Annotated in this window: 20 protein-coding genes; 8 read left to right on the forward strand and 12 right to left on the reverse strand. The window is 58.6% G+C overall.

Annotated features, from left to right (window positions below):
• Window positions 1-160 precede the first annotated feature (160 nt).
• Both QML71_RS02065 and QML71_RS02070 read left to right on the forward strand, forming a co-directional pair.
• Window positions 161-4,009 (forward strand): YhdP family protein, encoded by a 3,849-nt coding sequence (locus tag QML71_RS02065; protein ID WP_282010238.1) that lies wholly within the window; start codon window positions 161-163, stop codon window positions 4,007-4,009.
• Window positions 4,010-4,030: 21 nt separating this feature from the next.
• Window positions 4,031-6,004: a tetratricopeptide repeat protein gene (locus QML71_RS02070; RefSeq protein ID WP_282010239.1), complete on the forward strand. Its 1,974-nt coding sequence runs from the start codon at window positions 4,031-4,033 to the stop codon at window positions 6,002-6,004.
• Window positions 6,005-6,034: 30 nt separating this feature from the next.
• On the opposite strand, the gene QML71_RS02075 is transcribed toward QML71_RS02070, so the two are convergent.
• The 8 genes from QML71_RS02075 to QML71_RS02110 all read right to left on the reverse strand — a co-directional run bounded on the left by QML71_RS02075 (window position 6,035) and on the right by QML71_RS02110 (window position 15,325).
• On the reverse strand, window positions 6,035-6,307 hold the full coding sequence (locus tag QML71_RS02075; RefSeq protein ID WP_282010240.1) for an OadG family transporter subunit: 273 nt from the start codon (window positions 6,305-6,307) through the stop codon (window positions 6,035-6,037).
• Between the two features lies 1 nt (window position 6,308).
• Window positions 6,309-7,526 carry a sodium ion-translocating decarboxylase subunit beta gene (locus QML71_RS02080; protein WP_345742309.1) on the reverse strand — a complete coding sequence of 406 codons (1,218 nt, stop codon included), beginning with the start codon at window positions 7,524-7,526 and terminating at the stop codon, window positions 6,309-6,311.
• A 1-nt stretch (window position 7,527) separates the two neighbouring features.
• Window positions 7,528-9,336, reverse strand: a complete 1,809-nt coding sequence (gene oadA, locus QML71_RS02085) for a sodium-extruding oxaloacetate decarboxylase subunit alpha (RefSeq protein WP_282010242.1) — start codon at window positions 9,334-9,336, stop codon at window positions 7,528-7,530.
• 193 nt (window positions 9,337-9,529) lie between these two features.
• On the reverse strand, window positions 9,530-11,002 hold the full coding sequence (locus QML71_RS02090; protein ID WP_282010243.1) for a TrkH family potassium uptake protein: 1,473 nt from the start codon (window positions 11,000-11,002) through the stop codon (window positions 9,530-9,532).
• Window positions 11,002-12,366 carry a Trk system potassium transporter TrkA gene (trkA, locus tag QML71_RS02095; RefSeq protein ID WP_282010244.1) on the reverse strand — a complete coding sequence of 455 codons (1,365 nt, stop codon included), beginning with the start codon at window positions 12,364-12,366 and terminating at the stop codon, window positions 11,002-11,004. Before trkA ends, QML71_RS02090 begins: the two co-directional genes overlap by 1 nt.
• A 48-nt stretch (window positions 12,367-12,414) precedes the next feature.
• The gene (gene hflC / locus QML71_RS02100) at window positions 12,415-13,263 is read right to left on the reverse strand and encodes a protease modulator HflC (protein ID WP_282010245.1); all 849 of its coding nucleotides are present in this window, start codon (window positions 13,261-13,263) and stop codon (window positions 12,415-12,417) included.
• A gap of 36 nt (window positions 13,264-13,299) precedes the next feature.
• On the reverse strand, window positions 13,300-14,361 hold the full coding sequence (hflK, locus tag QML71_RS02105) for an FtsH protease activity modulator HflK (protein ID WP_282010246.1): 1,062 nt from the start codon (window positions 14,359-14,361) through the stop codon (window positions 13,300-13,302).
• 94 nt (window positions 14,362-14,455) lie between these two features.
• Window positions 14,456-15,325 (reverse strand): hypothetical protein, encoded by an 870-nt coding sequence (locus QML71_RS02110; RefSeq protein WP_282010247.1) that lies wholly within the window; start codon window positions 15,323-15,325, stop codon window positions 14,456-14,458.
• Window positions 15,326-15,521: 196 nt separating this feature from the next.
• Between QML71_RS02110 and QML71_RS02115 the strand changes: the two genes are divergently transcribed.
• The 3 genes from QML71_RS02115 (at window position 15,522) to QML71_RS02125 (ending at window position 18,391) form a co-directional block, all read left to right on the forward strand.
• Window positions 15,522-16,364 carry a hypothetical protein gene (locus QML71_RS02115; RefSeq protein WP_282010248.1) on the forward strand — a complete coding sequence of 281 codons (843 nt, stop codon included), beginning with the start codon at window positions 15,522-15,524 and terminating at the stop codon, window positions 16,362-16,364.
• Between the two features lie 79 nt (window positions 16,365-16,443).
• Window positions 16,444-16,809: a hypothetical protein gene (locus QML71_RS02120; protein WP_282010249.1), complete on the forward strand. Its 366-nt coding sequence runs from the start codon at window positions 16,444-16,446 to the stop codon at window positions 16,807-16,809.
• A gap of 277 nt (window positions 16,810-17,086) precedes the next feature.
• Window positions 17,087-18,391 (forward strand): SulP family inorganic anion transporter, encoded by a 1,305-nt coding sequence (locus QML71_RS02125; protein ID WP_282010250.1) that lies wholly within the window; start codon window positions 17,087-17,089, stop codon window positions 18,389-18,391.
• Window positions 18,392-18,478: 87 nt separating this feature from the next.
• Here the strand turns inward: QML71_RS02125 and QML71_RS02130 are convergent, their stop codons facing one another.
• Entirely contained in the window at window positions 18,479-19,339 is an 861-nt protein-coding gene (locus QML71_RS02130) for a M28 family peptidase (protein ID WP_282010251.1), read from the reverse strand.
• Window positions 19,340-19,434: 95 nt separating this feature from the next.
• On the opposite strand from QML71_RS02130, the gene QML71_RS02135 reads away from it, so the two are divergent.
• From QML71_RS02135 to QML71_RS02145, 3 genes are all read left to right on the forward strand, one after another.
• Window positions 19,435-19,764, forward strand: coding sequence for a hypothetical protein (locus QML71_RS02135; protein WP_282010252.1), 330 nt, complete (start codon window positions 19,435-19,437; stop codon window positions 19,762-19,764).
• A 142-nt stretch (window positions 19,765-19,906) separates the two neighbouring features.
• Window positions 19,907-20,578, forward strand: coding sequence for a protein-L-isoaspartate(D-aspartate) O-methyltransferase (locus QML71_RS02140; protein WP_282010253.1), 672 nt, complete (start codon window positions 19,907-19,909; stop codon window positions 20,576-20,578).
• A 69-nt stretch (window positions 20,579-20,647) separates the two neighbouring features.
• Entirely contained in the window at window positions 20,648-21,190 is a 543-nt protein-coding gene (locus QML71_RS02145; protein ID WP_282010254.1) for a phosphoribosyltransferase, read from the forward strand.
• A gap of 370 nt (window positions 21,191-21,560) precedes the next feature.
• Here QML71_RS02145 and QML71_RS02150 read toward each other — a convergent pair whose 3' ends face one another.
• From QML71_RS02150 to pyk, 3 genes are all read right to left on the reverse strand, one after another.
• The gene (locus tag QML71_RS02150) at window positions 21,561-21,959 is read right to left on the reverse strand and encodes an endonuclease domain-containing protein (RefSeq protein ID WP_282010255.1); all 399 of its coding nucleotides are present in this window, start codon (window positions 21,957-21,959) and stop codon (window positions 21,561-21,563) included.
• 163 nt (window positions 21,960-22,122) lie between these two features.
• A complete protein-coding gene (locus QML71_RS02155) occupies window positions 22,123-22,701 on the reverse strand; it encodes a tetratricopeptide repeat protein (protein WP_282010256.1) in 579 nt (192 codons plus the stop codon).
• A gap of 231 nt (window positions 22,702-22,932) precedes the next feature.
• Window positions 22,933-24,369: a pyruvate kinase gene (gene pyk / locus QML71_RS02160; protein WP_282010257.1), complete on the reverse strand. Its 1,437-nt coding sequence runs from the start codon at window positions 24,367-24,369 to the stop codon at window positions 22,933-22,935.

The raw sequence follows: 24,369 nt of genomic DNA on the forward strand, positions 1-24,369 counted from the left end.
GCTGGTGGCGGGCGGGCGATGAGTCCTGGACCCGCAAAAAGGGGATTGCAATCTTGGCAGCGCTGCGACCCCGAATGCGTTAAACTGAGACCCAGGGTCGGTTTTCTCCCGAACGGATTGTTGTTTACGAATCCCAGACGGTCATCCACGTATTCTTACCATGCCCTTTTCTAAAAAGAAACTCTTTCTTCGCGTCCTGATCGGCGTCTCGGTGCTGCTCATCGGAGTGGCGGCGCTTCTGTATGTGCGCCTCAGCGACAAGGAAACCGTCAAGGGCATGGTCATCGCCGAACTCGAACGCCTGGCCGGACGGCCGGTGACTCTCCAGTCGGTGGAAGTGGATTTTGAAGAGGAGGGGTTGGGGTTGCGCCTCAACCAACTGACGCTGCTTCGAAAGGCCGATCGCAAAATTGAAGTCTCCGCCGATTCGGTGTGGATCGGGTTTCGCATCATTCCGTTTTTATCCAACCAGGTTTCCATCCGCAGTATCGAGATCGTGGGCGCGGACATTCAACTGGTTCGCGATCAAACAGGGCGCCTGCCGTTTCTGGAAAATGCGGATGCGGACGCGACCGCCGCGGGGGGCAGGCTGGCTGACTTGTTCTGGACCGGCATGATGCGCAGCATTGATGTGGAAGACAGCACCCTGAGCTGGGTCGATCATGCGGTGAGGGCGGCAGATGGATCGCCGGCCACCCTCGTTCTGCATCATGTGAACCTGTCGTTGTCGCGGCCCCTGCTTGCGGCGAAGGTGATTGTGGAGTTGGAAGCCGATTGGGCGTCCCGGCAATTGCCGGAACCGGGTCTTGTGTTGCAGGCGGAAGTGAAGTTTGCGCAGGGAATGGCCGATTTCCAGGCGGTGCCTTATGAAGGCACACTGAACGCACGCGACCTTTCCAGCGAAGCCTTGCGACCGTACTGGAAACAAATGCTGGACTTCAATCCACAACCGGCGCTGTTGCGGGTGCAGTCCACATTTGGCGGGACCTGGGGCACCATCCTGGAAACTTCCGGTAGCATCGAGCATCGCTATGCCCCCGCCGATCACACGCCGTCGTTGCTGGCGACGGATCATGCGGCGGCAGGGGGTCTCGATTTCGATCTGGTGTGGACGCCGGGGGCCCTGGAGGTGCGGCGCGCCGATTACACCGCAGGCGAGTATCGATTTCAGGTGAAGGGCGCGTTGACGCCGTTTCCCGCGTCCGATCCCGGTGCCGCCCTGCAGGTGCGCACGACTCCCGTCGCCCCCGGGAATCTGAAAACGGCATTTCCGTTCAACCTGCTGCCCGCTGAAGTCCGCGCCGCGCTGAACCCCTACTGGAAAGCGGGACGCATCCAGGTGGAGTCCGCGGCATATCGCGGCACTCTCAACGAACTGCTTCATGGCATCAAGGAAGGCACGCTGCGCAATTTGACAGCGGCCGCACAACTTGAAAACGTGGAGACGGGCGATGCGTTGCCCGGTCTCGATCGTGTGACCGGATCGCTGATCTATAAGGAAGGTGGGGTGACTGGAACCTTTGAGCAGGCGCGGTTCCACGGGGTGCCGCTGCGTTCCATCGACGTTGCCGTCAAAGACCTGTTCACCGAACCCTGGCTGGAAACGCGGTTCGCTGTGCAGGCGGATATTGAGGATTTGTTGCAGGTGGTGAAAACCCATGCGACAGCGAAACCGGTGCAGGAGCGCGTGCAGTCGATCAAAACCTTAAGCGGCGGGACGGAAAGTCATGTCGAGGTTGCGGGGCCGCTGGTCCAACCCGATCGCTGGCAGGTGCAGGGAGAGACGGCGATTCAACAGGGCGCGCTCCAAACCATGGACATGATGTCGGCGTTCCACAACATTGCCGGGCAGGTGACGTTTGCCCGCACACCTGCTGCGGAAACCGGCGGGCCCACGGTGTCTCTGACCTTCACCGGATTTTCGGCGGAGTGCCGCAACCATCGTTTTCACGATTTTGAAGGCAGCGCGCGCATCGGTCCCGGTTCCACGCAGACGGCGGTGACGGGTGCGGTGGACCTCGGTGCGTTGCAGTCGAAGCAGTTCATCCCGCCGGATGCGGTGGCGGGCCGCTTTGGAAAAATACTGAATGATCTGGAGATGACCGACGGCATTTTGAAAGTGCAATACCGGGACGAACGGTTTGCCGATGCGAAGAAGAAACCGGTGATGGAGGGGCGGGTGCAAATTGAAAACGTTTCGGTGCAGTACCGCGACCGTTTGCGTCCGTTCAGGCAGGTGACGGGGGCGGTGAGCTTCAAGGCGGGGGAGATTGCGTTTGAAACCATCACAGGGCGCTACGGCGATTCGCCCGTCAACATTCAGGGTACGTTCTATCACCCCGGAAAACCCAAGGCTGAACTGGTGCTGAAGGCGACGGCTTCCGATTTCCAGAAGCAGGATTTCACCGGCATTCCTTTTCTGGAGACGCTCGATTATCGCGGCAGGGTGCAGGTGGAGTCGGTGTTGCACTGGACCCGCCAGTCGGTCACGCTCAAAAACTCCGTGGATTTGACCCGCGCTGCTTACACCTTTCGCGATCTGGTGGCGAAACCGGAACAGGTGCCCAACACGCTTGAGATGGTGATGACGTTTTCCGATAAGGAAGGCGTCGATTTCAAGAAACTATCGGTCGCTCTGGGCGGCAACACCGTCTCCGGAACCGGTCGCGTGACGGGTGCCGAGCGTCCCCGCTTTCAGTTCAAACTGGCGGCGACGCGTTTCAAGGTGACGTCGGTCACGCCTTACCTGAAAGCGTTGCGCGGGGCGAAGGAGGGGATGCTGGATTTTGAAATCTCCGGCAAAGGGCTGGTGAGCCAGCCGGAGGAAGCCAATTACGAAGGGCGCGTCCAACTGCATGACGTCCGCTTCATGCCCGAGTCGTTGGCGGTGCCTGTGCGGGTGCAGGGCGAAGCGTTTTTTGCCAACCGCGTGGTGAAGGTGCGCAAGGGGCAGGTTGTGGTCGGCAAGACGCCGATCCAGGTGGAGGGCAAGATCATCGCCACCGAACAGCCGCAGTGGGAGTTGCAGGTCACCGCCGATACGCTGGACCTCGCCCGGCTGCGCGGGGACACGAAAAAAAAGGACACCGCACCGGAGGCAGGAAGCGGGGCCTGGATGGCGTCGCCGTGGTTCGCAGAGGGCACGGGGTCGGTCGATCTGAAGCTGGAGGAATTGCGGGTGCCGCGTGCGCACTTCCATGCGGTGCAGGGACGCTTCCAGTTTAAGGAAGGCGTTGTGTCCACCGACACCCTGCATTGGGGCCGGCCCGGACGCGACCGCTTCGACGTGAAGGCCACGTTGAACGTAGTGGAAAACAAAGCGCCGCGTTGGTCTGCGCATGTGGTTTCAGCTGGGACCCGGGTTAAAGGATTTTTCGATCTGTTCGATACGTTGTTTGACGATTGCCTGACCGGCACCCTGCAACGGGTGGAAGCCCGCCTGCAGGCGGAGGGGCGGACGCTCAAGGAACTCACCCGCACGCTGGACGGCACCCTGGTTCTCGATATCCGCCAGGGGCGTATCCAGACCGGCAGACTGCTCAACGGAACCATCGAGATGTTCGGCTACGATCTCGACCCGCAAAAAGTGGCGGCGCGCAAAAGCCGGGCGTTTGCCGACTACAAAATGATAAAGGGGCATTTTTCATTGCATAACGGTGTGGCGTTCACGGAAAACTTCATTTTTGAAAACCCGAAGGAGCTGATGACGCTGGTGGGATCGTTTGATTTGAACGCGCACAGCATGGATACTGTAGTGGGCGTGGCGCCGTGGAGGGTGGTGGATTCCTTCTTCAAGAAAATTCCGCTGGTCGGGAAAATCCTGACGGCCGGCGAAGAGGAGAGCGTTTTCAAAAGCTATTACAAAGTCAGCGGGCCGTTCGCCGACCCCCAGGTCACAACGGTGCCGTTCACTTCCCTCGAGAAAAAAGTGGTGGGCATGTTTCAGGCGATCCTGAAGACACCGCAGTACCTCTTTTCCCGCGATAAGGACCCGGCGGGACAAAACTAAATCTTTCACCGATACCAGGTTATGACTCCACGCACTTCCGGCGGCACCTCCCGACAGATGTTGCCGCTCGTTTTTCTGGCGCTGCTGTTTTTCGTGCTGGTCGTTTTCTGGGCCGCCCTCGACAACGGATTCGTGGACTGGGATGACAACGGTTACGTCCTGAACAATCCCATGATCCGGTCCCTCGCTCCATCCCATCTGTTTGACATGTTGACCACCCTGGACCGGTTTTACTGGCAGCCGGTGACCTGGCTGTCGCACGCCATCGATTACCAGCTATTCGGACTGAATCCGGCGGGCCATCATTTCATAAGCATCGTGCTGCATGGCATCAATGCGTTTCTGTTTTTTTTGCTGATCCAGTATTTTGTGGACCGGGCGTATCCCGATCTGAAGGGACGTTATGTGACGATCTTTCTCAGTGCCTGGGTGGCGTTGCTGTTTGCGGTGCATCCGTTGCGCGTGGAATCCGTGGTGTGGGCGGCGGAACGCAAGGACCTGTTGTGCGCGCTGTTTTCATTTTCCGCCGTACTGGCGTACCTCCGTTACGTCGAGGCGGTCGATGCGGCGGAGCGCACGCGCTGGCACCGCCGGGTGCTGGTCCTGTTCCTGCTGGCGTTGATGTCGAAGCCGATGGCCGTCACCTTGCCGATCGTGTTGCTGCTGCTGGATGGGTATCCGCTGAACCGCATCCAGGGTCTTTCCGGCATTTGGCAACGCGTCCGGGAAAAAGCGTCGCACTTTGTCATGAGTTTCGCCGCCGGGGTGATCACGATCATCGCCCAGAAGTCGCAGGGCGCGGTGGTGGCTGTGGGGGAGCTCAGCGTGCCGACGCGCCTGGTCAACGCGCTCCGCAGCAGCGTGTTCTACATTGAAAAAACCTTGTGGCCGCAACCGCTGGTACCGCTCTATCCCTTTCCGGACTGGGACTGGAAGTTGTGGCTGGAGGTGGCGACTTTTTTTGTGATCTGCTGGTTTTGTTTTGTGAAGTGGCGGGAGGGCCGGCGCTACTGGGCGACGGTGTGGATGATTTATCTGGTCACCCTGGCGCCGGTGATCGGCATTGTGCAGGTGGGAGGGCAGGCCGCCGCCGACCGCTTCACCTACATTCCCACCCTCGGCTTTTACATTCTTCTCGCCGTCGGCATGGTCGGGCTGTGGCGTCATTGTGTGGAACGCAAGCGCGAAGTGCTGGTCAGCGTGATCATCGGGTACACCGCGATCCTGACGGTCGGTGTGAGCAGCGTGTGGACCATCCAACAGATTCCCGTCTGGCAGAATACCGGCGTGTTCTGGGAATGGGTGATCCAGAATTTCCCCAACAAGCTGGCGCGCGCGCACACCAACCTGGGCATTTATTACGGGGAGCAGGGCGACTCCGGCCGGGCCGCGAAGATGTACCGGAGAGCCATCGAGATCAAAAGCGATTTCGCGCCGCCCTACAACCTGTTGGCGGGGGTGCACCAGAGTCGCGGCGAATGGAACAAGGCGGAAGAACTGATGCGGCAGGCGTTGGCCATCCAGCCGGATGCGATGATCGAAAACAACCTGGGACTGATGTTCATGGGACAGGGAAACCTTGCGGAGGCGGAACGCTGGTTCCATCAGGCCGCAGCCACGCAGGCCGACTTCGCGCAGGCGTACAACAACCTCGGTTTGTTATATGAAAAACTGGAGCGACCGGAGGATGCGGAAGGTCAGTACCGGAAAGCCATCGACATCGATTTCGACCTGGCTCCGGCCCACGCCAACCTGGGCAACTTATACCGGAAACGCAACCAGATGGATCGCGCCATCGTTGAGTTCAACCTCGCGGTGTTTCTGAACCCGGAGCATGCGGGCATGCGCAATGCGTTGGCCGAGACGTTGATGGCCGCCGGATACCTGGAAAAAGCCGAGCAGGAACTGCGTGAGGTGTTGCGCCTCGATCCGGGGCATGAAGCGGCGCGGACGAACCTCAAGACCGTGCAGCAGCACACCGGGTCGCCGACCTGAAAGTGCGCGGGCGGACAACGAAGGGAAGGTTTACTTGGACTGAATCTGGGTGACGCTCAGGTTCCCGGTACCGCCCAGGTGATGGGACATGACCGCCTGAATGGCGGCGATGTGGTCGTCTTCCTCGGAAGACAATGCAGGCGCGGCAGCGGCCTTGGGTTTCACCGCTGGGGGAGGCGGCGCCTTGTAGGGAATCAGGCGGGTCATCGTTTTGATGACGCCGATCAGAATGCCCAGCACCAGAAAAATAACGCCGAGCGCCAGTAACGAAACCTTCATGGATGCCAAGATGATGGGGCTCATGTCAGTTGCCGGCTCCTGTTGTGTTGGAAGCGAACAGTTCGATCGTCTGGATGGCAGCGTGCGAGGCGCCTTCGGTGGCAGGACCGATGTCGCCGAACAGCGATAAAAACACGCCTGCGGCGACGGCACTGCCGATCACCCCGGCCACGTTGGGGCCCATGGCGTGCATGAGCAGGAAATTCGACTTGTCCTCATCCTGCCCCACCTTTTGCGACACGCGTGCCGCCATCGGCACGGCAGACACTCCCGCCGAACCGATCAACGGATTCACCTTGCCGCCCGACAGGATGTACATGAGTTTGCCGAACAGCACGCCCCCTGCCGTGGCAAAGCAAAATGCCAGCAGGCCGAGGACGATGATCTTGATGGTGTCCAGGGTCAGGAACGATTCCGCCGTCATGGACGACCCCACCGCCAGCGCCAGCAGGATGGTGACGAAGTTGATGAGGTGCGTCTGCGCGGTGTCATGCAGGCGTCCGGTGACGCCGGATTCGCGGAACAGGTTGCCCAGCATGAACATGCCCAGCAGCGGCGCCACACCGGGCAGCATCAGGATGCAGACGATGGTGGACGCGATGGGGAAGAGGATCTTCACCGTCTGCGAAATCGGTTTCAACTGCGCCATGCGCACCTTGCGCTCCTTTTCCGTGGTCAATGCGCGCATGATGGGCGGTTGAATGAGCGGCACCAGCGACATGTAGGAATAGGCGGCAACGGCGATCGGTCCCAATAAATGCGGGGCCAGTTTGGCGGCGAGGAAGATGGACGTGGGACCGTCCGCACCGCCGATGATGCCGATGGCGCTGGCTTCCTGCAGGTTGAATCCGAGAGCGACCGCGCCGATCAGGGTGGTGTACACCCCTACCTGCGCCGCCGCACCCAACAGCAGGGTCGCCGGATAGGCCAGCAGTGGACCGAAATCCGTCAACGCGCCGACGCCGAGAAAGATCAAGGGCGGCAGAACTTCGTGTTTGACGCCGGAATAGAAAATGTTGAACAGACCGCCGTCGTTGGTGTTGGCCAGGTTGCTGAGCGGCAGGTTGGCCAAAAGGCAGCCAAACCCGATTGGCAACAGCAGCAGTGGCTCGAACTTTTTCCAGATGGCCAGGTAGAGCAGCACGCAGGCGACCCCAATCATTACCATCTGACCACCGCTGATAACGGAAAATCCAGTGGAATTCAGAACCCGGCTGATAGCGTCTTCGAATGTAAAGTCCATATTATGAAATCAGAATGAGTTCGTCACCGGTTTGCACGTTGGACCCTTCCTGGACCAGAATGCTGTTGACGGTTCCGGTGAATGGAGAGTGAACCTCGGTTTCCATTTTCATGGACTCCAGGACCATCACCGTATCGCCTTCGCTGACCGCATCGCCGACCTTGCATTTCATGGCGAACACCGATCCCGGAAGCGGGGAGGTGATGGCTTGTGAACCGTTGGCCGGAGCCGCCGGAGCCGAAGCTGCGGGTGCAGGCGCCGCTGCCGCCGGAGCGGGAGCTGCGGAAGCCTGACCGCCAGCCTGAGCCGGTCCGATTTCCACGGTGTATGGTTTGCCGTTGACCCGGACTTCGTACACCGCCGGCCCGGAAACGGCGGCCGGGGCTGCCGGAGCCGAAGCTGCGGGAGCAGGCGCGGCTCCTTTTTTGCCGTTGTCGGATGCCGGTTGCGGCGCCGGTTCGGGTTGCGGTTTGCCGCGTGTTTCAAAAAATTTCAACGCCACCTTCGGGAACATGGCGTAGGTCAGCCGGTCTTCGTCCGACTTCGCCTTGTCGCCGACTTCCGCCGAGATCTTTTCCCATTCCGGGTCCAACAGATCCGCCGGGCGGCAGTCGATCAGCTTTTCATCCTTGGCGACTTTTTCCACGAGCTCGGGGTCCAGCGGTCCCGGCAGCTGGCCGTATTTGCCGAGCACGCATTCGCGGGTTTCCTTGGTGATGATCTTGTAGCGCTCGCCGGTGAGCACGTTCAACGTGGCCTGCGACCCCACGATCTGACTGGTCGGCGTGACCAGCGGGGGGTAGCCGAGATCCTTGCGCACACGCGGCACTTCTTTCAAAACCTCGTCCAGTTTGTCGAGCGCGTTCTGTTCGCGGAGCTGATTTTCCATATTGGAGATCATGCCGCCGGGAATCTGGCTTTGCAGAATCTTGATGTCCACGCCGTGGAAATTGCTCTCGAACTGGGCGTAGTGCTTGCGCACTTCCTTGAAGTAATCGGAGATTTCTTCCAGCAGCGGCAGGTCCAGCCCGGTATCGCGCGGCGTGCCCTGCAAGGCGGCGACGATGCACTCGGTGGCGTAATGCGAGGTGCCCATCGACAGGCTGGAAATCGCCGTATCCACCATGTCCACGCCCGCATGGATGGCCGCCTGCATATTCATGCCGGCCAGCCCGGTGGTGGCGTGGGTGTGCAGATGAATGGGCAGCTTGGTTTCCTTTTTCAACTCGGAAATGAGAGGCGTCAACGCCTGCGGCGTCAGCAGTCCTGCCATGTCCTTGATGCACAGGACGTCGCTGCCCATGTCTTCCAGACGCCGGGCCATTTTCCGGTACAGGTCGAGGTTGTGCACCGGGCTCACCGTGTAACTGATGCAGCCTTCCACCGTGCCACCGGCCTTTTTCGCAGTCTTGACGGCCACTTCGATATTGCGCAGATCGTTGAGGGCGTCAAAAATTCGAAAAATGTCGATGCCAACGTCCGCAGAGGCTTTGACGAAACGCTCGACGATGTCGTCGGCGTAATGCCGGTAGCCGACGCAGTTCTGGCCGCGCAGGAGCATCTGAAACGGAGTTTTCGGCATTTTCTTTTTGAGCACGCGGACGCGTTCCCAGGGGTCTTCATTGAGAAACCGGATGCAACTGTCAAAGGTGGCGCCGCCCCACATTTCCAGCGAGAAAAAGCCCACGGAATCCAGCTTTTCGGCGATGGGCAGCATGTCCACGGTTTTCATGCGCGTGGCCAGCAGGGATTGGTGTGCGTCCCGCAGGACGACCTCTGTGACTTTAAGAGGATTGGTGTTGGTATTCATCCCACAAAAATCCTTCGAAAGGTTGTGTTGGGTAACGGTTCCGGGGCGGAAGGCCTCCAGTCACCGGCAGGGGGCGCACTTCGACCTTGGCTCATAAACTCTTATGGAATCAAGGAATGAAGGAGGATGCCCTCTGGAATTGGACAGGAGAATACTAAGTGATTAAACCGCCAAAATCAATTCAATTTTGTGGTTATTTGCGCCAGGTGATGGGCATGAAAAGCAGCAGGATTCCGTAAATTTCCAGACGGCCCATGAGCATCATCAGGCTGAGGATCCATTTTGCGGTGGCCGGGATGTCGGCGTAGCCGCCCGCCGGTCCCACCTGCCCGAGACCGGGACCGATGTTGAACAGGCAGGCGATGGTGCCGGTCAGGCTGGACGCCATGTCCACGCCCATCAACGCCAGCGAAATGTAGCCCAGTCCCGACAGCCCGAAAAACAGGCCCCACAAGGAAAGCACGTTGGTGACCTGTTCGGCATCGAGGGCCTTCTGCCCGACCTTGATGCTGATCACCGCGCGCGGGTGCACGAGTTTCTGCAATTCCCGGTAAATGACTTTGAGGATGATGAGCACGCGGATGGCTTTGAACGAGCCGCTGGTGGACCCGGCGCAGCCGCCCATCATCATGATTCCCACCAGCAGCACCTGCAGGTAATCCGGCCACTGGGTGAAGTCGTCGGTGGCGTAACCGGTGGTGGTGTTGACGGAGACGACGTTGAAGGCGGCGCGGCGCAGGGCGTCGCCCATGCCGGCGTCGGGGGTCTGGTGCCACAGGCCCAGCGTGGCGGCGCCCACGCTCAGCACGACGACGAGGGTATAAAAACGCAGTTCCGGATTGGTGGTCACCACGTCCCAGTTGCGGTGCACCATGTGGTAGTGCAGGGCGAAGTTGATGCCGCCCAGAAACATGAAGGTGATGATGACCATCTCGAAATACAGGTTGTCGAAATGCCCGACGCTGTCCTGATGCGGCGAGAAACCGCCGGTGGCCACCGTCGAAAACGTGTGGCAGACGGCATCGAACCAGCCCATGCCGCCTGCGACCAGCAGGGCGATCTCGACGCCGGTCAGCACGAGGTAGGTGGTCCACAACAGCTTCGCCGTTTCCGCCAGGCGCGGTTGCATGCGCTCGACGGTGGTGCCGCCGGGAATTTCCGCCTTGAACAGTTGGAAACTGCCGATGCCGAGCGCCGGGAAAATGGCCAGCGACAACATGATGATGCCCATGCCGCCCATCCACTGCATCAGGTTGCGCCAGAACAGGATGCCATGCGGCAGGGCGTCGATGTTGGTCAGCACCGAGGCGCCGGTGGTGGTGAAGCCGCTCATGGTTTCGAAAAACGCATCGACGAACGTGGCGCAGGCGCCGGTCAGGTAAAAGGGCAGGCAGGACACCAGCGTCAGGGAAATCCAGGAGACGCCGACGATGGCGAAGCCCTCGCGCTCGCGCAGCTTCTCAATGCCGGACGGCAACTGTTTCCACAGGATGAAGCCGATGAGGATGGAAAAGATGGCGGCCAGCAGGAACGCGGAGTGCGGCGCCATGCCGCCTGCGATACCGGGTTCCATGTAATACAGGGAGACCAGCAGCGGCACGATCAGGATCGCGCCCAGCAGAATGAGCAGCACCCCGACGACGTTGAAAATAGCCTGAAGGTTCATCAGGAAAAGAATCCCGTTTTTTGGCTGAATATTTTTTCAACTTTTTCCAGGCATTGCGGCAAGGTGGCGAGGATCAGCGTATCTTCGCCTTCGATCTCGGTTGCGCCCGCGGGCACGATCATTTCCCCTTTACGCACGATGGCGCCGATGATGGCCTCCGTCGGCATGCGCAGTTGGTTGATGCGTTTGCCGACGGCGCCGGATTTGGGATGGACCAGGATCTCCATGACTTCGGCTTCGCCGTCCGCCAGCTTGTGCACGTTCAGCACTTCGCCCTTGCGCAGGTGCTTGAGGATGGCGGAGACGGTGATGAGGCGCGGGTTGATGCTGATATCCATACCGATGGAATCGAGAATCGGCATGTAGTCCGGATCGTTGGTGATGACGGCGGCGCGCTTGGCCCCGTGTTTTTTCGCCAGGAGGGCGGACAGGATGTTCATCTCGTCGTTGTCCGACAGGGCGAGGAACAGGTCCGCGTCTTTCATGTTGATGTCGTTGAACAGGTGCGGGTCGGTGCCGTTGCCGTGCAGGATGACGGTGTTCTCCAGCGTGTCGGCGGCGGTGCTGGCCTGTTCGTGATTGGGCTCGATGATGGAAATGTCGTGGACGAACTTGTGCAACTCGCGGGCGAGGTTGATGGAGATGGCGTTGGCCCCGTACATGATGACCTTGTGGATCTCCTCGACCTTCTTGTTGAACATGGGCAGAGCCAGCGGCAGGAATTCGTTGTCGATGACGATGTACGCCTTGTCGCCCGCCTGCACGGCGTCCTCGAACTTGGGCACGTGCAGATTGCCGTCGCGCACCAGCGCCACCACCATGAAGGAATTCATCTCCGCCACGCTGCGGATTTCCTTGATGGTCTTGCCGACCAGCGGCGCGTCTTCCGCAATCTCGAAACCACGCAACAGAATCTGCCCGCCGGCGAATTCGGCGACGTTGATGGAGCTCGGGGTTTTTATGATTTTGAGCAGGGAATCGACGACGATCTCGCCGGGGTTGATGGCGTAATCGACGAACAGCTCCTGCGGACTGAACACCTTGCTGGCGCCGGTGAGTTCCACATTGCGCAGGCGCGCGAAGCGTTTTGGGATGCCAAACTTCTGGCCGAGGAAGCAGACCATCAGGTTGATCTCGTCCTTATCGGTGACGGAGATCACCATGTCGGCGCCGCGGATCTGCGCCTTGACGAGGGTGCTGGGAATGCAGCCGTTGCCGTGGATGGCGAGCACGTCGAGTTTTTCGGAGATGCTTTTGATGCGCTCGGAGTTTTCGTCGATGATGGAGATATCGTGTCCCTCATGGGACAGTTCCTGGGCGAGATTGAATCCAACGATGCCGGCGCCGACGATCAGTATTTTCATGGACTGTAGTCGTTCATGCGGGTCGGGGCGGGAGATCGCCCGCCCGGGCTAGCGGATTTTGTTGAGAAATTCCAGGAAATCGGATTTCTCGTCCATCACTACCGTGGTGTCCGTTTTCAGGGAATTCCTGTAGGCCTCCATCGAACGCATGAAGGCGTAGAAGTCGGGGTCCCGGCTGTAGGCCTCAGCATAAATGCGGATCGATTCATTTTCGCCCTGACCCCGGATGGTCTGTTCCTTTTCGTAGGCGTCCGCCATCAGAATGGTTTTTTCCTTGTCGGTTTCGGCGCGGATCTTGGTGGCTTCCTCCTTGCCTTCAGAACGGTATTCCTTGGCGATGCGTTCGCGTTCCGTGCGCATGCGGTTGAAGATGGAGTTGGCGATCTCCGGCGGCAGGTCGGCGCGCTTGATGCGCACGTCGATCACCTGGATGCCGTAATCCGCGGCTTTTTTATCGACTTCCTCCGCCACCTTTTTCATGATCTGCTCGCGGGTGTTGACGATGGCGTCCACCAGGTCGTGCGTACCCAGTTCGACCCGCAACTCCGACTTGATGAGGTCGTCCAGACGGGCGGCGCCGCCACGCTCCGTGCGTACCGTTTGCAGGAACTTGAGCGAGTCGGTGATGCGCCACATGGAATAGTTGTCGATCAGCAGGGTCTTCTTGTCCTTGGTGATGACTTCATAAGGCTCGTCGTCGTTGACCAGCAGCTGTTTGGTGAAAAACGTCACCGACTGGATGAGGGGAATCTTGAAATACAGTCCCGGTTCGGTGATGGTTTTTTTGTATTCCTGGAGTTGCAGGACCACGGCGTTTTCCGTCATCTTTACGGTGAAGGTGGAGCTGTAAAGAACGAGGAGCAAAACGACGAGTGCAACGACACTGACCTGTTTCATAATTGATCTATTCCGGTTGCGGTGAACGAGGGCCGCTTACTGGCGGCCACTGATGGCTTCCTGCAAATTTTTGCCCAGCGGCAGAATGGGCAGAACGCCTCCCTGTTTTCCACCCAGGACAAATTTGTTCATCTTCGGGTAAATCTCTTCCATGGTTTCCAGATAAATGCGCCGTCTCGTGATCTCCGGAGCCTTCTTGTAGGCTGTGTATTGCGACAGGAACCGGGCGGCGTCACCACGCGATTTCTTGACGGTCTGTTCGCGGTAGCCCTCGGCGTTGCGCACCATCTGTGCCGCCTGTCCGCGCGCTTCCGGGATCACCGCGTTGCGGTACCCCTGGGCTTCATTGATCATGCGTTCCTTGTCTTCACGGGCGCTGACCACGTCCTTGAATGCGCTTTCCACCTGCTTGGGCGGGCTGACGTCCTGCAACTGCACGTTGATGATGTGAATGCCGGCCTCGTACCCGTCCAGCAACAGCTGCATCTGTTCTTTAACCATGATCTGAATCTCAGCCTTACCGATGGTCAGGGCTTCGTCGATCTTCTTGTTGCCGATGATGCCGCGGATGACGGTCTCCGCCACGTCGCGCACGACCTTGCCCTGATCGCGCACCACGAACAGAAAGTTCTTGGAATCGGAAATGTTGTACTGCACGACCAGGTCGATATCGATGATGTTCTGGTCTCCGGTCACCATCAGCGATTCGGGCGGGAAGTCCCGCACCTGTCCTGCCTGGTTGAGACGGAAACCGATTTCGGTGCGGCGCACCTGCCGGACCTTCGGGGTGTAAACATGTTCGATGGGCGACGGGAATTTGAAATGCGGGCCGGGCAGGGTGGTGCGCTCGTAACGCCCAAACCGGGTGACCACGCCTTCTTCATCCTGTTCCACGAAATAGAACACGCTGGGCAGAATCCACAACGCCAGCAATACCAGGACGGCGGTCAGAATGGTGCTGGGCTTGAGCGGCGGCATTTTGAACTGCGGCATCTGCATTTGCGGTCCCGGACCGCCGGGGCCTTCGCCTCCGCCGCCGGGCCGTTGACGGGGACGGTCCTGCTGCGGCCCCTGATCGTGAAGGTCATCCCATGACATATTATGATTCGACATAGTCCACTTGTAAATCAGGCCCCGCGCACGGGGCCTTGTATTAAAAAATTACCGAACGGGCTTCAGTGTAGCCCAGCGATCAGTGTTTTGAAAGCTTTTCAATTTCTTCGATGACCTTTTCCGTCTCGGATTCGCTCAACCCCATGAGTTGATGTCCCAGGAAATAAGAATGGTCAATGAGGGTTTCCCCGTCCATGAAGCCTTCTTCTGCGTTGGGGTCGTACAGGTATTCGTAAATGGGGTTTTCGGCGGAGGTGTAAAAGAGTTCCAGGTCCTGATGGTTGATCTGGTAGCCGAGATAAATCCGGATCGAGGCTTCATCCATGTTGAATGCGTCGCCGGCTTCCTTGGCAGCGTCCAGCTTGCTTTTCCCGGCGTCGATCTGTTTCTGGATGAAGGCTTCGATGGCGCGGTTCCGGCGGCGGCTGGCGAAGTGAACGTAGTCCAGCTTCTGGCCGATCATGAAATCCAGGTCGAGGAAGTGCATGCGGACCCAGTCGTCGAAATCGACTTCCAGGCCGCCCTCGGCAACGCCCAACTCTTCCGCCTTTTCCGGTTCTTCACGCGCCAGCCGGTTGTACATGCGGAGGAAGTCTTCCAGGGCGTCGTAGATCAAACCGCAATAAAACGGGTTCAGCCGGTACCAGTTGTTGGTGGTGTTGTGCGCGTTGACCAGCTTGCGCAGCATGACCATCAGCGTTTCCTGATCGGCGTAGCGGTGCGAGACCGGAAAATGTTTCTTGACGTAGTCGTCGGTTTTGTTTTTTTCGCCCCAACTGTCCTGAATGGCAGTCTGCAATCCGGTCTTGGCGTGGTCCAGGGTGTGAAAAATCAGCTTCTCGTGATTGAGAGCACGCTGATAATCCATGTATTCCTTCAATTTGGGATTGTTGGCCTCGTCCGGATGGCTGGGCTGGGTCTTGGTGATGTCTAAGGCGAACGCTAACATGGTCCCTCGCTGATTTCCAATGGCCCCATTGTGACCAAAAAGGACATTGATTTCAAGATTTATCGGGGGACGGTTCCACCGCCCTGCCGGGCCGGAGAAAAAAGCAGGATTTTGCTACTACAATGGCATAATTTCCGTTTACAATCGAAGAGAGGCTATTTCATGTCAAGGGATTCATCAGGTTAGGGAGAAAATCGTGGTTGCATTCAAAACTGGATTCAGAGTGCTGATGGGCGTGATCCTGATCGCGTACGGAGTGCATGGCAACGCCGTTTTCGCGGCGGACAGCCGGTTCGGCCTGTTGCCGGTGCTGGTCGCCGATGCCGGGAGCGACCCGGTCACCGAGCCGGAAGTGAAACCGGAGGAGTCGGAGAAAACCAACGCCAGCACCAACATCTTGAAGGAAACGTTCAAGAAACTGGTGGGCAAGGACGACGGCAAAAAAGAGGAGACGGCACTGGCCGATAATACGGAGAAAACGGTCTCCACCGAAAAAGCCGAGAGCAAAACGGAAGTGGAAGCCGTTGCAGATGAGAAAAAACCCAAAGAAGGCATCATCAAAAAAGCGCTCAAACAGTTGATCAATAAAAAGAACGAAGAGGATGCGAAAGAGGAAGTGGAAGCGGCCAAGGAGCAAGCCACCACACTGACCGATACCGTGAAAGACAAAAAAGCGGAAGGCGAAGCCAAGGTCGAGTCTTCGGAGGAAAAAACCAACGCCACGGCCAAAAAATTCATTTCCGATACCATCGATAAAATCGTCGAGACGGTGAAAGGCGAGGATAAAAAAGAGGCTGAAGAGAGCAACGAGCAAGCGAAGGTGGAAAGCCAGTCCAAGCCCAAACCCAAACCCAAGCCTGAGGAGGTGACGCCGCCGCAACCCAAAAAAGTGGAATCCGAGTTGGCCGCCAAGGAAAATGAGGTGCCGGAAGACGCCAAGAAAAAATCCAACCCGCTGAAAGAAGCGTTCGAAAAACTGGTCGGCAAGAACACGGATGAAAAGGAAGAAGAGCCGGCAGCGGCTGCGGAGGACAAGTGACGGCCCACGCCTCACAACCGCGGACCGCAGGGTGCCCGGCCGGATGGCTCGTCCCACCTCTCAAAAACTGGATTGTGAGATGACCCCGATACGACGCAGGGTTTTAATATTTATGGGATGCCTGCTGGCCCTGTGCTGGGCCGCAATGCCCCTGCATGCGGAGAACAAGAAGGAAGAGCCGGGTGCGCTCGAAAAAGCGAAAGAGAAGGTGCTCGATTCGCTCAACTGGGAAGAAAACGCCGAGCGCGCCAAAAAACAGTTTCAGAAAACCAAAAACGATCTGGTCGAAAAGAACAAGGAAAGCGGCCTGAAGAAATCCATCAATAGAATAGAGGATGAAATTCGGGAGTCCTCGCGCAAGGTGCAGAAGGTCATCAAGAAAAACGCCGAGCGTCTGGGCGAAACCCTCGACAACACGACCGACGACGCTTCTTCCTCCAAATAATCCCTCCTTATAAAACCCTCTGTAATAGAAGGCCGTTTGCCCCATCCCGCCGGCTCCCTTTCCAGGGCCGATGTTGCTTTATCTCAAATCCGTTTTATTTAGACAAATAGTGGTATTCTTCCGTTTTGACGGGGGCACGGCCCGAAATTCCAATGGAGCCGCCCAGCGAATGGAAGCCTGCCGAAGACGCGTCTTGTTGGATAAAAGGAAGCGTTTTGCGTTTTTATAAATAAATGAAAGCGGAATGCAGCGATACGAAAGGAAACGGAAATGACTTATGAGTTTTTCTGGGTTTGAAATAAAGAGAGAGGACTTTTTATCCAGCATGGTGGTGTTCCTGGTGGCGATCCCGCTGTCTCTCGGCATCGGCATCGTCTCCGGGGTGAGTGCGGAAAGCGCGCTCATCGCCGCCATCGTGGGCGGCATCGTGGTCGGTCTGCTCTCGGGCTCTCCGTTGATGGTATCCGGCCCGGCAGCAGGTCTCACGGTGCTGGTGTATCAGGCGGTGCAGGACCATGGCATTCTAGCCCTCGCCGCCATCATTGTTTTCTGCGGTTTGTTTCAGATCATTTTGGGAGCGTTTAAGCTGGGCAGTTTGTTTGCCAAGGTGCCGAAAAGCATCCTGCACGGCATGCTGTCGGCGATCGGTTTCATCATCCTGGTCGGACAGTTGCACGTGCTTGCCGGGGAGCGCATTTCCGGCAAGCCGTTCGAAGTGATGCTGAAGTTATGGCCGACGTTTGAGGACGCCATCACGCACGCAACCTATATTGTGGAGCCGGTGCTGGCACTCGGCCTGTTGGCCATCGCCATCCTCGTTTTCTGGCCACGGCTGGTTCCGAAACTGTCTTGGATTCCCGGCGCCCTGCCCGCGGTGGTCATTGCCACGCTCCTCAGCTTCAACCTGGAAATGGACCGTCTCTCCATCAGCGATCTCATTCCCACAGCGAAAGAAAGCTTCAGCCACTTCTTCTCGTTCGAGTGGATGGACAAGGGGTGGGTTCTATTGGCGACAGGTTTGGCCTTCGCTTTGGTGGCCAGCGCCGAATCCCTGCTCACCGCGCGCGCCGCGGACATTCTGGTGAGGGACCGTGACGGCGAATCCAACCGCGCGGACAGCGACCTGAACCGCGAGATGATGGCGCAGGGCATGGGCAACACGGTCTCCGGTGTTTTGGGGGGACTGCCGGTGACGGGCGTCATCGCGCGCACCTCGGCCAACATCAACTCCGGAGCGAAGACGCGCTGGTCCACCGTGATGCACGGCAGTTTCATCCTGTTTTTCGCACTGGCCTGGCCGGAGTTGTTGGGCCACATTCCGCTCACTGCGCTGGCCGCGATCCTTGTGGTGACCGGGTTCAGACTGCTCAACGTGCGGGGATTGGTGAAGACGTTCAAAGCGGGTTTTGCCGATGGTTTGACCTGGCTGGTCACGTTCGGCGCTATCGTCAGCATCGATCTGTTGAACGGCCTTTTGATAGGCCTGGGCTTTGCGCTGGCGGTTCATCTGTTCGTGCGGAACCCGATTGAGACGAAGAAAAAAATGAAACGGCAGTTGAAGAAGGTTTCCGACGGGGACTGAGCAGACCCATGACCGTGCAGGTGCCGATCCATTGCCGGCAAAAATGGTTTTATGAAATGAGACGGGGTCCAAACGGGCTCCCATTTTTTATAATTGGGGAGACCTCAGGTACGCCGCCACGCCGTTTGTAACGTCGCGGATGAACTCGAGGTCGAGGGTGTCGAGCGTGTCGGTCGGCTGGTGGTAATGCGGGTTGCGGAAGAATGCGGTGTCGGTGATCATCACCGCCTTGTGCCCCTGCTGCCAGAACGGCGCGTGGTCGCTCAACTGCACGTCGCGGAAATCGTCGCCGCGGCCCGGCACCACCAGCAACTCCACGCCCAGCTCCGGCACCGCCCGCTGCATCGCGCCCGCCAACGATACGGTCATCGCCTGCGAGACTTCGTTGCCGACGACGGCGATGAAGTCGCCCGTATCCGGGTATTGCGTGGCATCGACATACGGCGGGTAGGTTTGCGATCCCGGCGCGCGGTTTAGAAAGCCCAGCATTTCCAGCGAAATCATGCCGGCGATGGGTGTGCCTTCCCGGGTGAGGCGACGGCACAGGTGTTCGCTGCCGACGAAGGCATACTCCTCCAGCGTGAACCCGGCGAAGCGCACCGTAAGCGGCAGCGCCACGCCTTGCAGGCAGCGGGCGATCTCCAGGAGCGCCGCCACGGCGCTGGCGTTGTCGTCCGCCCCCGGCGTGCCCTCGACCGAGTCGAAATGGGCTCCGACGATCAACAGGCCGCGCTCCGGCTCCGCCCCCGGCAACTCGCCGAACACGTTGAAATACGTGCGCCCGTCGAAGGGCACCGGCTCCCGCCAGACGCTCAGGCCGAGCGCCGCCAGCTGCGATTCCACATAGGCTCCGGCGGCCTCCAGGGCATCGGGCGAGGTATAGGGATTGCGTTCGCCGACGAGGGCGTTCAGGTGGCGTTCGAGGCAGGCGGTGCCGGGGGTGCGCATGGGTCGTTATACCGCGTTGGGATGCGGTTTTTCAGGCTTTTTCGAGCCTAAAAAATGAGTTTACATTTGCCGGTGCAAGTCATACCATAATCGACATGATTAAGGTAGAGTGCTACTCCGGCTATAAGGTCCACGAACGCCCGGTGGCGTTCACCCTCGCCGACCGCGATTTTCGGCGATCGTTCCAGGTGCGTGAAGTCATCGACGCCTGGCTGGGAGAAGTGTGCGACTACTTCAAGGTCAAGGCCGACGACGACAACATCTACCTGTTGAAATATGACCGGTACCAGGACCAGTGGGACCTGATTTTTTATCAGGATCCGCGCCGGATGGATACCATACAACCTCCCGCGGCCGGGGTCAAACCGCCGTTTCAGCCTGTATTCGAACGGTTTGGTTCCGATCGGTCCATTCCCATTCATTGACAGCCGGGGGCGTTCCCGTTCCAACCGTTTCACGCATCGGGAACCCTCACGGAGTGCATACGCTTTGGTTGCAGAAGCAACATTCCCAAACCGGTCCAGGGGTTTCCGCCTCCTGTCGAACCCCTTTAGATAAAAAAACCGCATGAGTTTGACAACCCGTTCCCCTCACGAATATTCCGGCCGGCGCCAGAAAATGGTCGAAGAACAATTGATCGACCGCGGCATCCGCGACCTCAGCGTGCTGGAAGCGATGAGCCGCCTGCCACGCCACCTGTTCGTCGAGCCGTCGTTCCAGCACAAGGCCTACGGCGACCACCCGCTGCCCATCGGCGACAGCCAGACCATCTCGCAGCCGTATATTGTTGCCGCCATGACCGAGGCCTTGGCGCTCAAGGGCCCCGAGCGGGTGCTGGAGATCGGCACCGGGTCGGGTTACCAGACGGCTCTCTTGGCGGAGATGGCGGCGCAGGTGTTCACCGTCGAACGCATCAAGTCGCTGGGCCGCCAGGCCAAGCAGATTCTCGACGGGCTGGGCTACACCAACATCAACTACAAAATTTTCGACGGCACCTACGGCTGGCGCGACCAGGGTCCGTATGACGCCATCCTGGTGACGGCGGCGGCGCCCGATGTGCCGAAGACGTTGCTCGAACAACTCAAGGACGGCGGCCGCATGGTGTTGCCCATCGGCGATTCCGAACAGCAGGAGTTGATCCGCGTCACCGTGCACAACGGCGTCGCGCAGAAAACCATGCTCAACCATTGTTTGTTCGTGCCGCTGGTCGGCAAATACGGCTGGCCGGAAGAAGAATGAGTCCGGCCAAGGGCCTCAAGCGAATTCTGCAACCCCAATAACGACATCGAATTTTCTGTGAGGTGGAACGTGTTTTCTGAAATCAAAAAAGAAGGGCAATTCGAGTTCGGTCCCGGCGTCAAATCCCATTACAACTACGACTACGCGTCCCTGTCCGACACCATGAACGAGGCCTACTGCGCCATGCTGCTGCGCAAGCTGGAAGCGTGGCAGCAGGAACACGGCAAGTTCGAAGTCGTGGTCGGCATCGAGACCGAGGGCATCCGCGTCGGGTACACCCTGGCGAAGATGATGGGTCTCAAGTTTTACATCATGCCGCACCGGCGCATCGAGCTCGAACAACTCGGCGTGCCCAAGTACCCCGCCGACACGCACTGGCTGATCGTCGATGACATCGTGACCACAGGTTCGCAGTTCATGCGCACCGTCGATTATCTGGATATTGAAGAGACGCCCGAGACCATCACCTATGCGTGCATGATCAAGCGCAACCCGGACAACCTCGACTTCTCCGCCGTCTCCGGCAGCCGCGACAAGGAACAGAAATGGGTGCGCACCGAACGCTTCGACTTCATCGACAAACGCCTCGTCGCGCTGTTCAGCGAGGATTGAGCGTAGGAAAAGCAAACAGGTTTTCAGGGTGGATTCAAGGGTTCGGATTGGGAGGGCCGGCCCCTACGCTTGCAAGAGTCTTGTTAAAATCATTTTAAAGAGTCCTCGTCGCGTCCCGCTCCTCGAAAATCCCGTAAGGAAAAAGCCCCCCAGCCCCCTTCGGAGAAGGGGGAGCCGGGTTGCACCCGGTGGCAATGGTTTGAATTTGGGATTGGACCTAAAGGTCATCGCTCGCTGGCTATCATCCCGTGTCCTTTCAGTAGTTCCATTTGTTGTTTTTGTCTCTTTTTTCTTTCAGCTAAATAGTGGGTCTTCACATTAGAACGATTCTGTCCTGGAGGTAGACGGGTCCCCCCTTCTCCGAAGGGGGCTAGGGGGCTTCTTCCTTTATCTCTTCAATGACCTTCTCCAAAACGCTCATTACGCCTTCGATGTTCTGTATCACCTCACGGTTTTGAAACCGCAGAACCCTCAATCCCTGCGACTCCAGCCATGCAGTCCGCGCCGTATCCTTCCTTTTCGCGTCGTCCGGACCGTGCGTGTCGCCGTCGATTTCGATGACCAGTCCGTACGCGTGGCAGTAGAAATCGACGATGAATGTGCCAATGGGTTTCTGCCGGTTGAATTGCGTTTCCTGATAACAGGGCATCTGGCGCAAGTGGTGCCAGAACCGGTTTTCAGCGGGGGTGGACTGGGAGCGCAGGTCGCGGGCTCTTTCGATGAGGGTCTTGTCGTAGGGCAGGTGGGATCTCAGGTTTCTGCGGGGCATGAGTTCATACCATAAGATGGTTTCGGGAAAATCATTTTAAAGAGTCCTCGTCGCGTCCCGCTCCTCGAAAATCCCGTAAGGAAAAAGCCCCCCAGCCCCCTTCGGAGAAGGGGGAGCCCATCGGTCCGCACTCAGAGTACCACCTCTTTTTTTCCTCTTTCCATCATTCCGTGAGATTGCCCACCAACCGTTTCAAACCATTTCGCGCGAGGGTGGCGTAGGGTTCTTCGGTGCCGTCCACCGCCTGGCGGTACCAGTACAGGGCGCGCTCGCGGTCGCGGCGAACGCCGATGCCGGTCTCGTGCATCAGGCCGAGCTGGGTCTGCGCCTTGGCATCACCCTGCTCCGCGCCCTGGGTCAACCACTTCACCGACTCCTCAAAATCGCGCGGGATGCCGAATCCCGTCATGTACAAAATACCGAGGTTCGTCTGCGCGCGGACGTGTCCCGCCTCCGCCGCCTGGCGCGTCCATGCCAGCGCCGCGTCGTAATCCTGCGGCACGCCCTGGCCGGCGGCGTACATGACGCCGAGTTGCGTCTGCGCTTCGGCGAGTCCCGCCTCCGCCGCCTTGAGGTACCACGTCGCCGCTTCCTGATAGCGGGCGTTTTGATACGCGGCTTCGCCCTGGTGGTGCCAGTCGAGCTGGGCGTTCTTTGTGGCGCAGGCGGAAAAGGCGCCGAAAGCAAGGAGGGCCGCCAGCAGGGCGGGGATGAAAACCGTCCGGGTGTTGCGGTTGAACATTCCGTTTCTCCTTCTTCAGGGGAAGAGCGATTAACTCGAAGCAAAACATAGATCCTTCACTTCGTTCAGGATGACAAGTTAAGATTTGAACTGTCATTCTGAGGAGCCGTAGGCGACGAAGAATCTATGTGTTGAATTTGGCTTGCGGCGACAGACCATCGTTCGCTTTGAAACGCATTAGCCAGTTTGCCGCAGGCTGTGCCTGCCCCGTTCCCTCCGGGCGTGGCCCGGTTACGGCACGCGTTCGACGCGGATGACGTTGGTCCAGGAAGGGACGCCAGGCGGATCGCCGGCGGTGATGACGATGCGGTCTCCTTCTTTGACCAGTTTTTGTTGCTTCAGGCGCTGGAACAATTCCTTCATATTGCCCAGGAACGGATGGTCTGCCTCCACCAAAAACGGCAGGGCGCCGCGCAGGAGCGTCAACTGTCGGGCGCGGGCGCGTTTTGAGGTGAAGGCCGCCAGCGGAACCATGGGATTCGGCGACCGGATCATTTTCGCGGTGCCTCCGGTGAGGGTGAACACCACGATCATCCGCGCATGCAGAACTTCGGCGAGATGGTTCGCGGAATAGGTGATTCCCAGGCTGATGGGCGGTTCTTCTTCCAGGAACCAGTTCCAGGGTTGGATTTTCCGCTCCTTTTTCAGGAACGCTTCCGTGGTCTCCACGGTCTTCGCCATGATCTGCACCGCGGTTATGGGGTGCCGGCCGACGGCGGTTTCGGCGGACAGCATGATCGCATCGGTTTTGGACATCACGGCATTGGAAATGTCGGAAGTTTCCGCGCGCGTGGGACGGGGATTGGTGATCATGGATTCCATCATCTGTGTGGCCACGATCACCGGCTTGGCCTGGCGGGCGCATTCGTTGAGGATGCGTTGCTGTACCACCGGCACCTCCGTGAGCGGGATCTCGATACCCAAGTCCCCCCGCGCCACCATCACTGCATCGGACGCGGCCACGATGGATTCCAGGTTCCGCACTGCTTTTTTGCGCTCGATCTTGGCGATGATTTCGGCATCTTTGCCTTTACGTTGAATGAGATGCCGCAGGCGCCGGATGTCCTCCGCCGAACTGGCAAACGACAGCGCCACGAAATCGATCTCTTCCTCCAGTCCGAACTGGAGGTCCTTTTTGTCCTTGGCGGTCAGCGCCCCGGTGGGAATCACCGAATCCGGCAGGTTGATGCCCTTGTGGTCGGCGAGACGTCCCCCGACCTGCACCTTCATCTCCACGCGTTTGCCGGAAACGGAAAGCACCTGCACGTAGATGTTGCCGTCGTCCAGAAACACGGAGTCGCCTTTTTTCACCGTTTCGTGAAATTTTTTGAACTGCACGGGAACCAGGCCGTCTTCCCCCGTCACCTTCTCCGTGGTGAAGGTGACCTTTTGTCCGGAGTGGAGTGTGGTGTACCCCCCTTCAAATTTACCGACCCGGATTTTTGGGCCCTGCAGGTCGAAGAGAATGCCAAGGTGGGTGTGTAATTCCTTTTCCACCCGGCGAATCCAATGGATCCATTGCCGCAGCACGGCGTGGTCTCCATGGGATAGGTTCAGGCGAAATATGTTGACCCCGGCCACAGCCAGGGCTTTGATCTGTTTTCGGGTCCCTGTGGCGGGACCCAGCGTGGCAATGATCTTGGTCAACCGCACTCCGGCCTGTCTCAT

The organism is Nitrospina watsonii, from assembly GCF_946900835.1.
Taxonomy (GTDB): Bacteria; Nitrospinota; Nitrospinia; order Nitrospinales; family Nitrospinaceae; genus Nitrospina; species Nitrospina watsonii.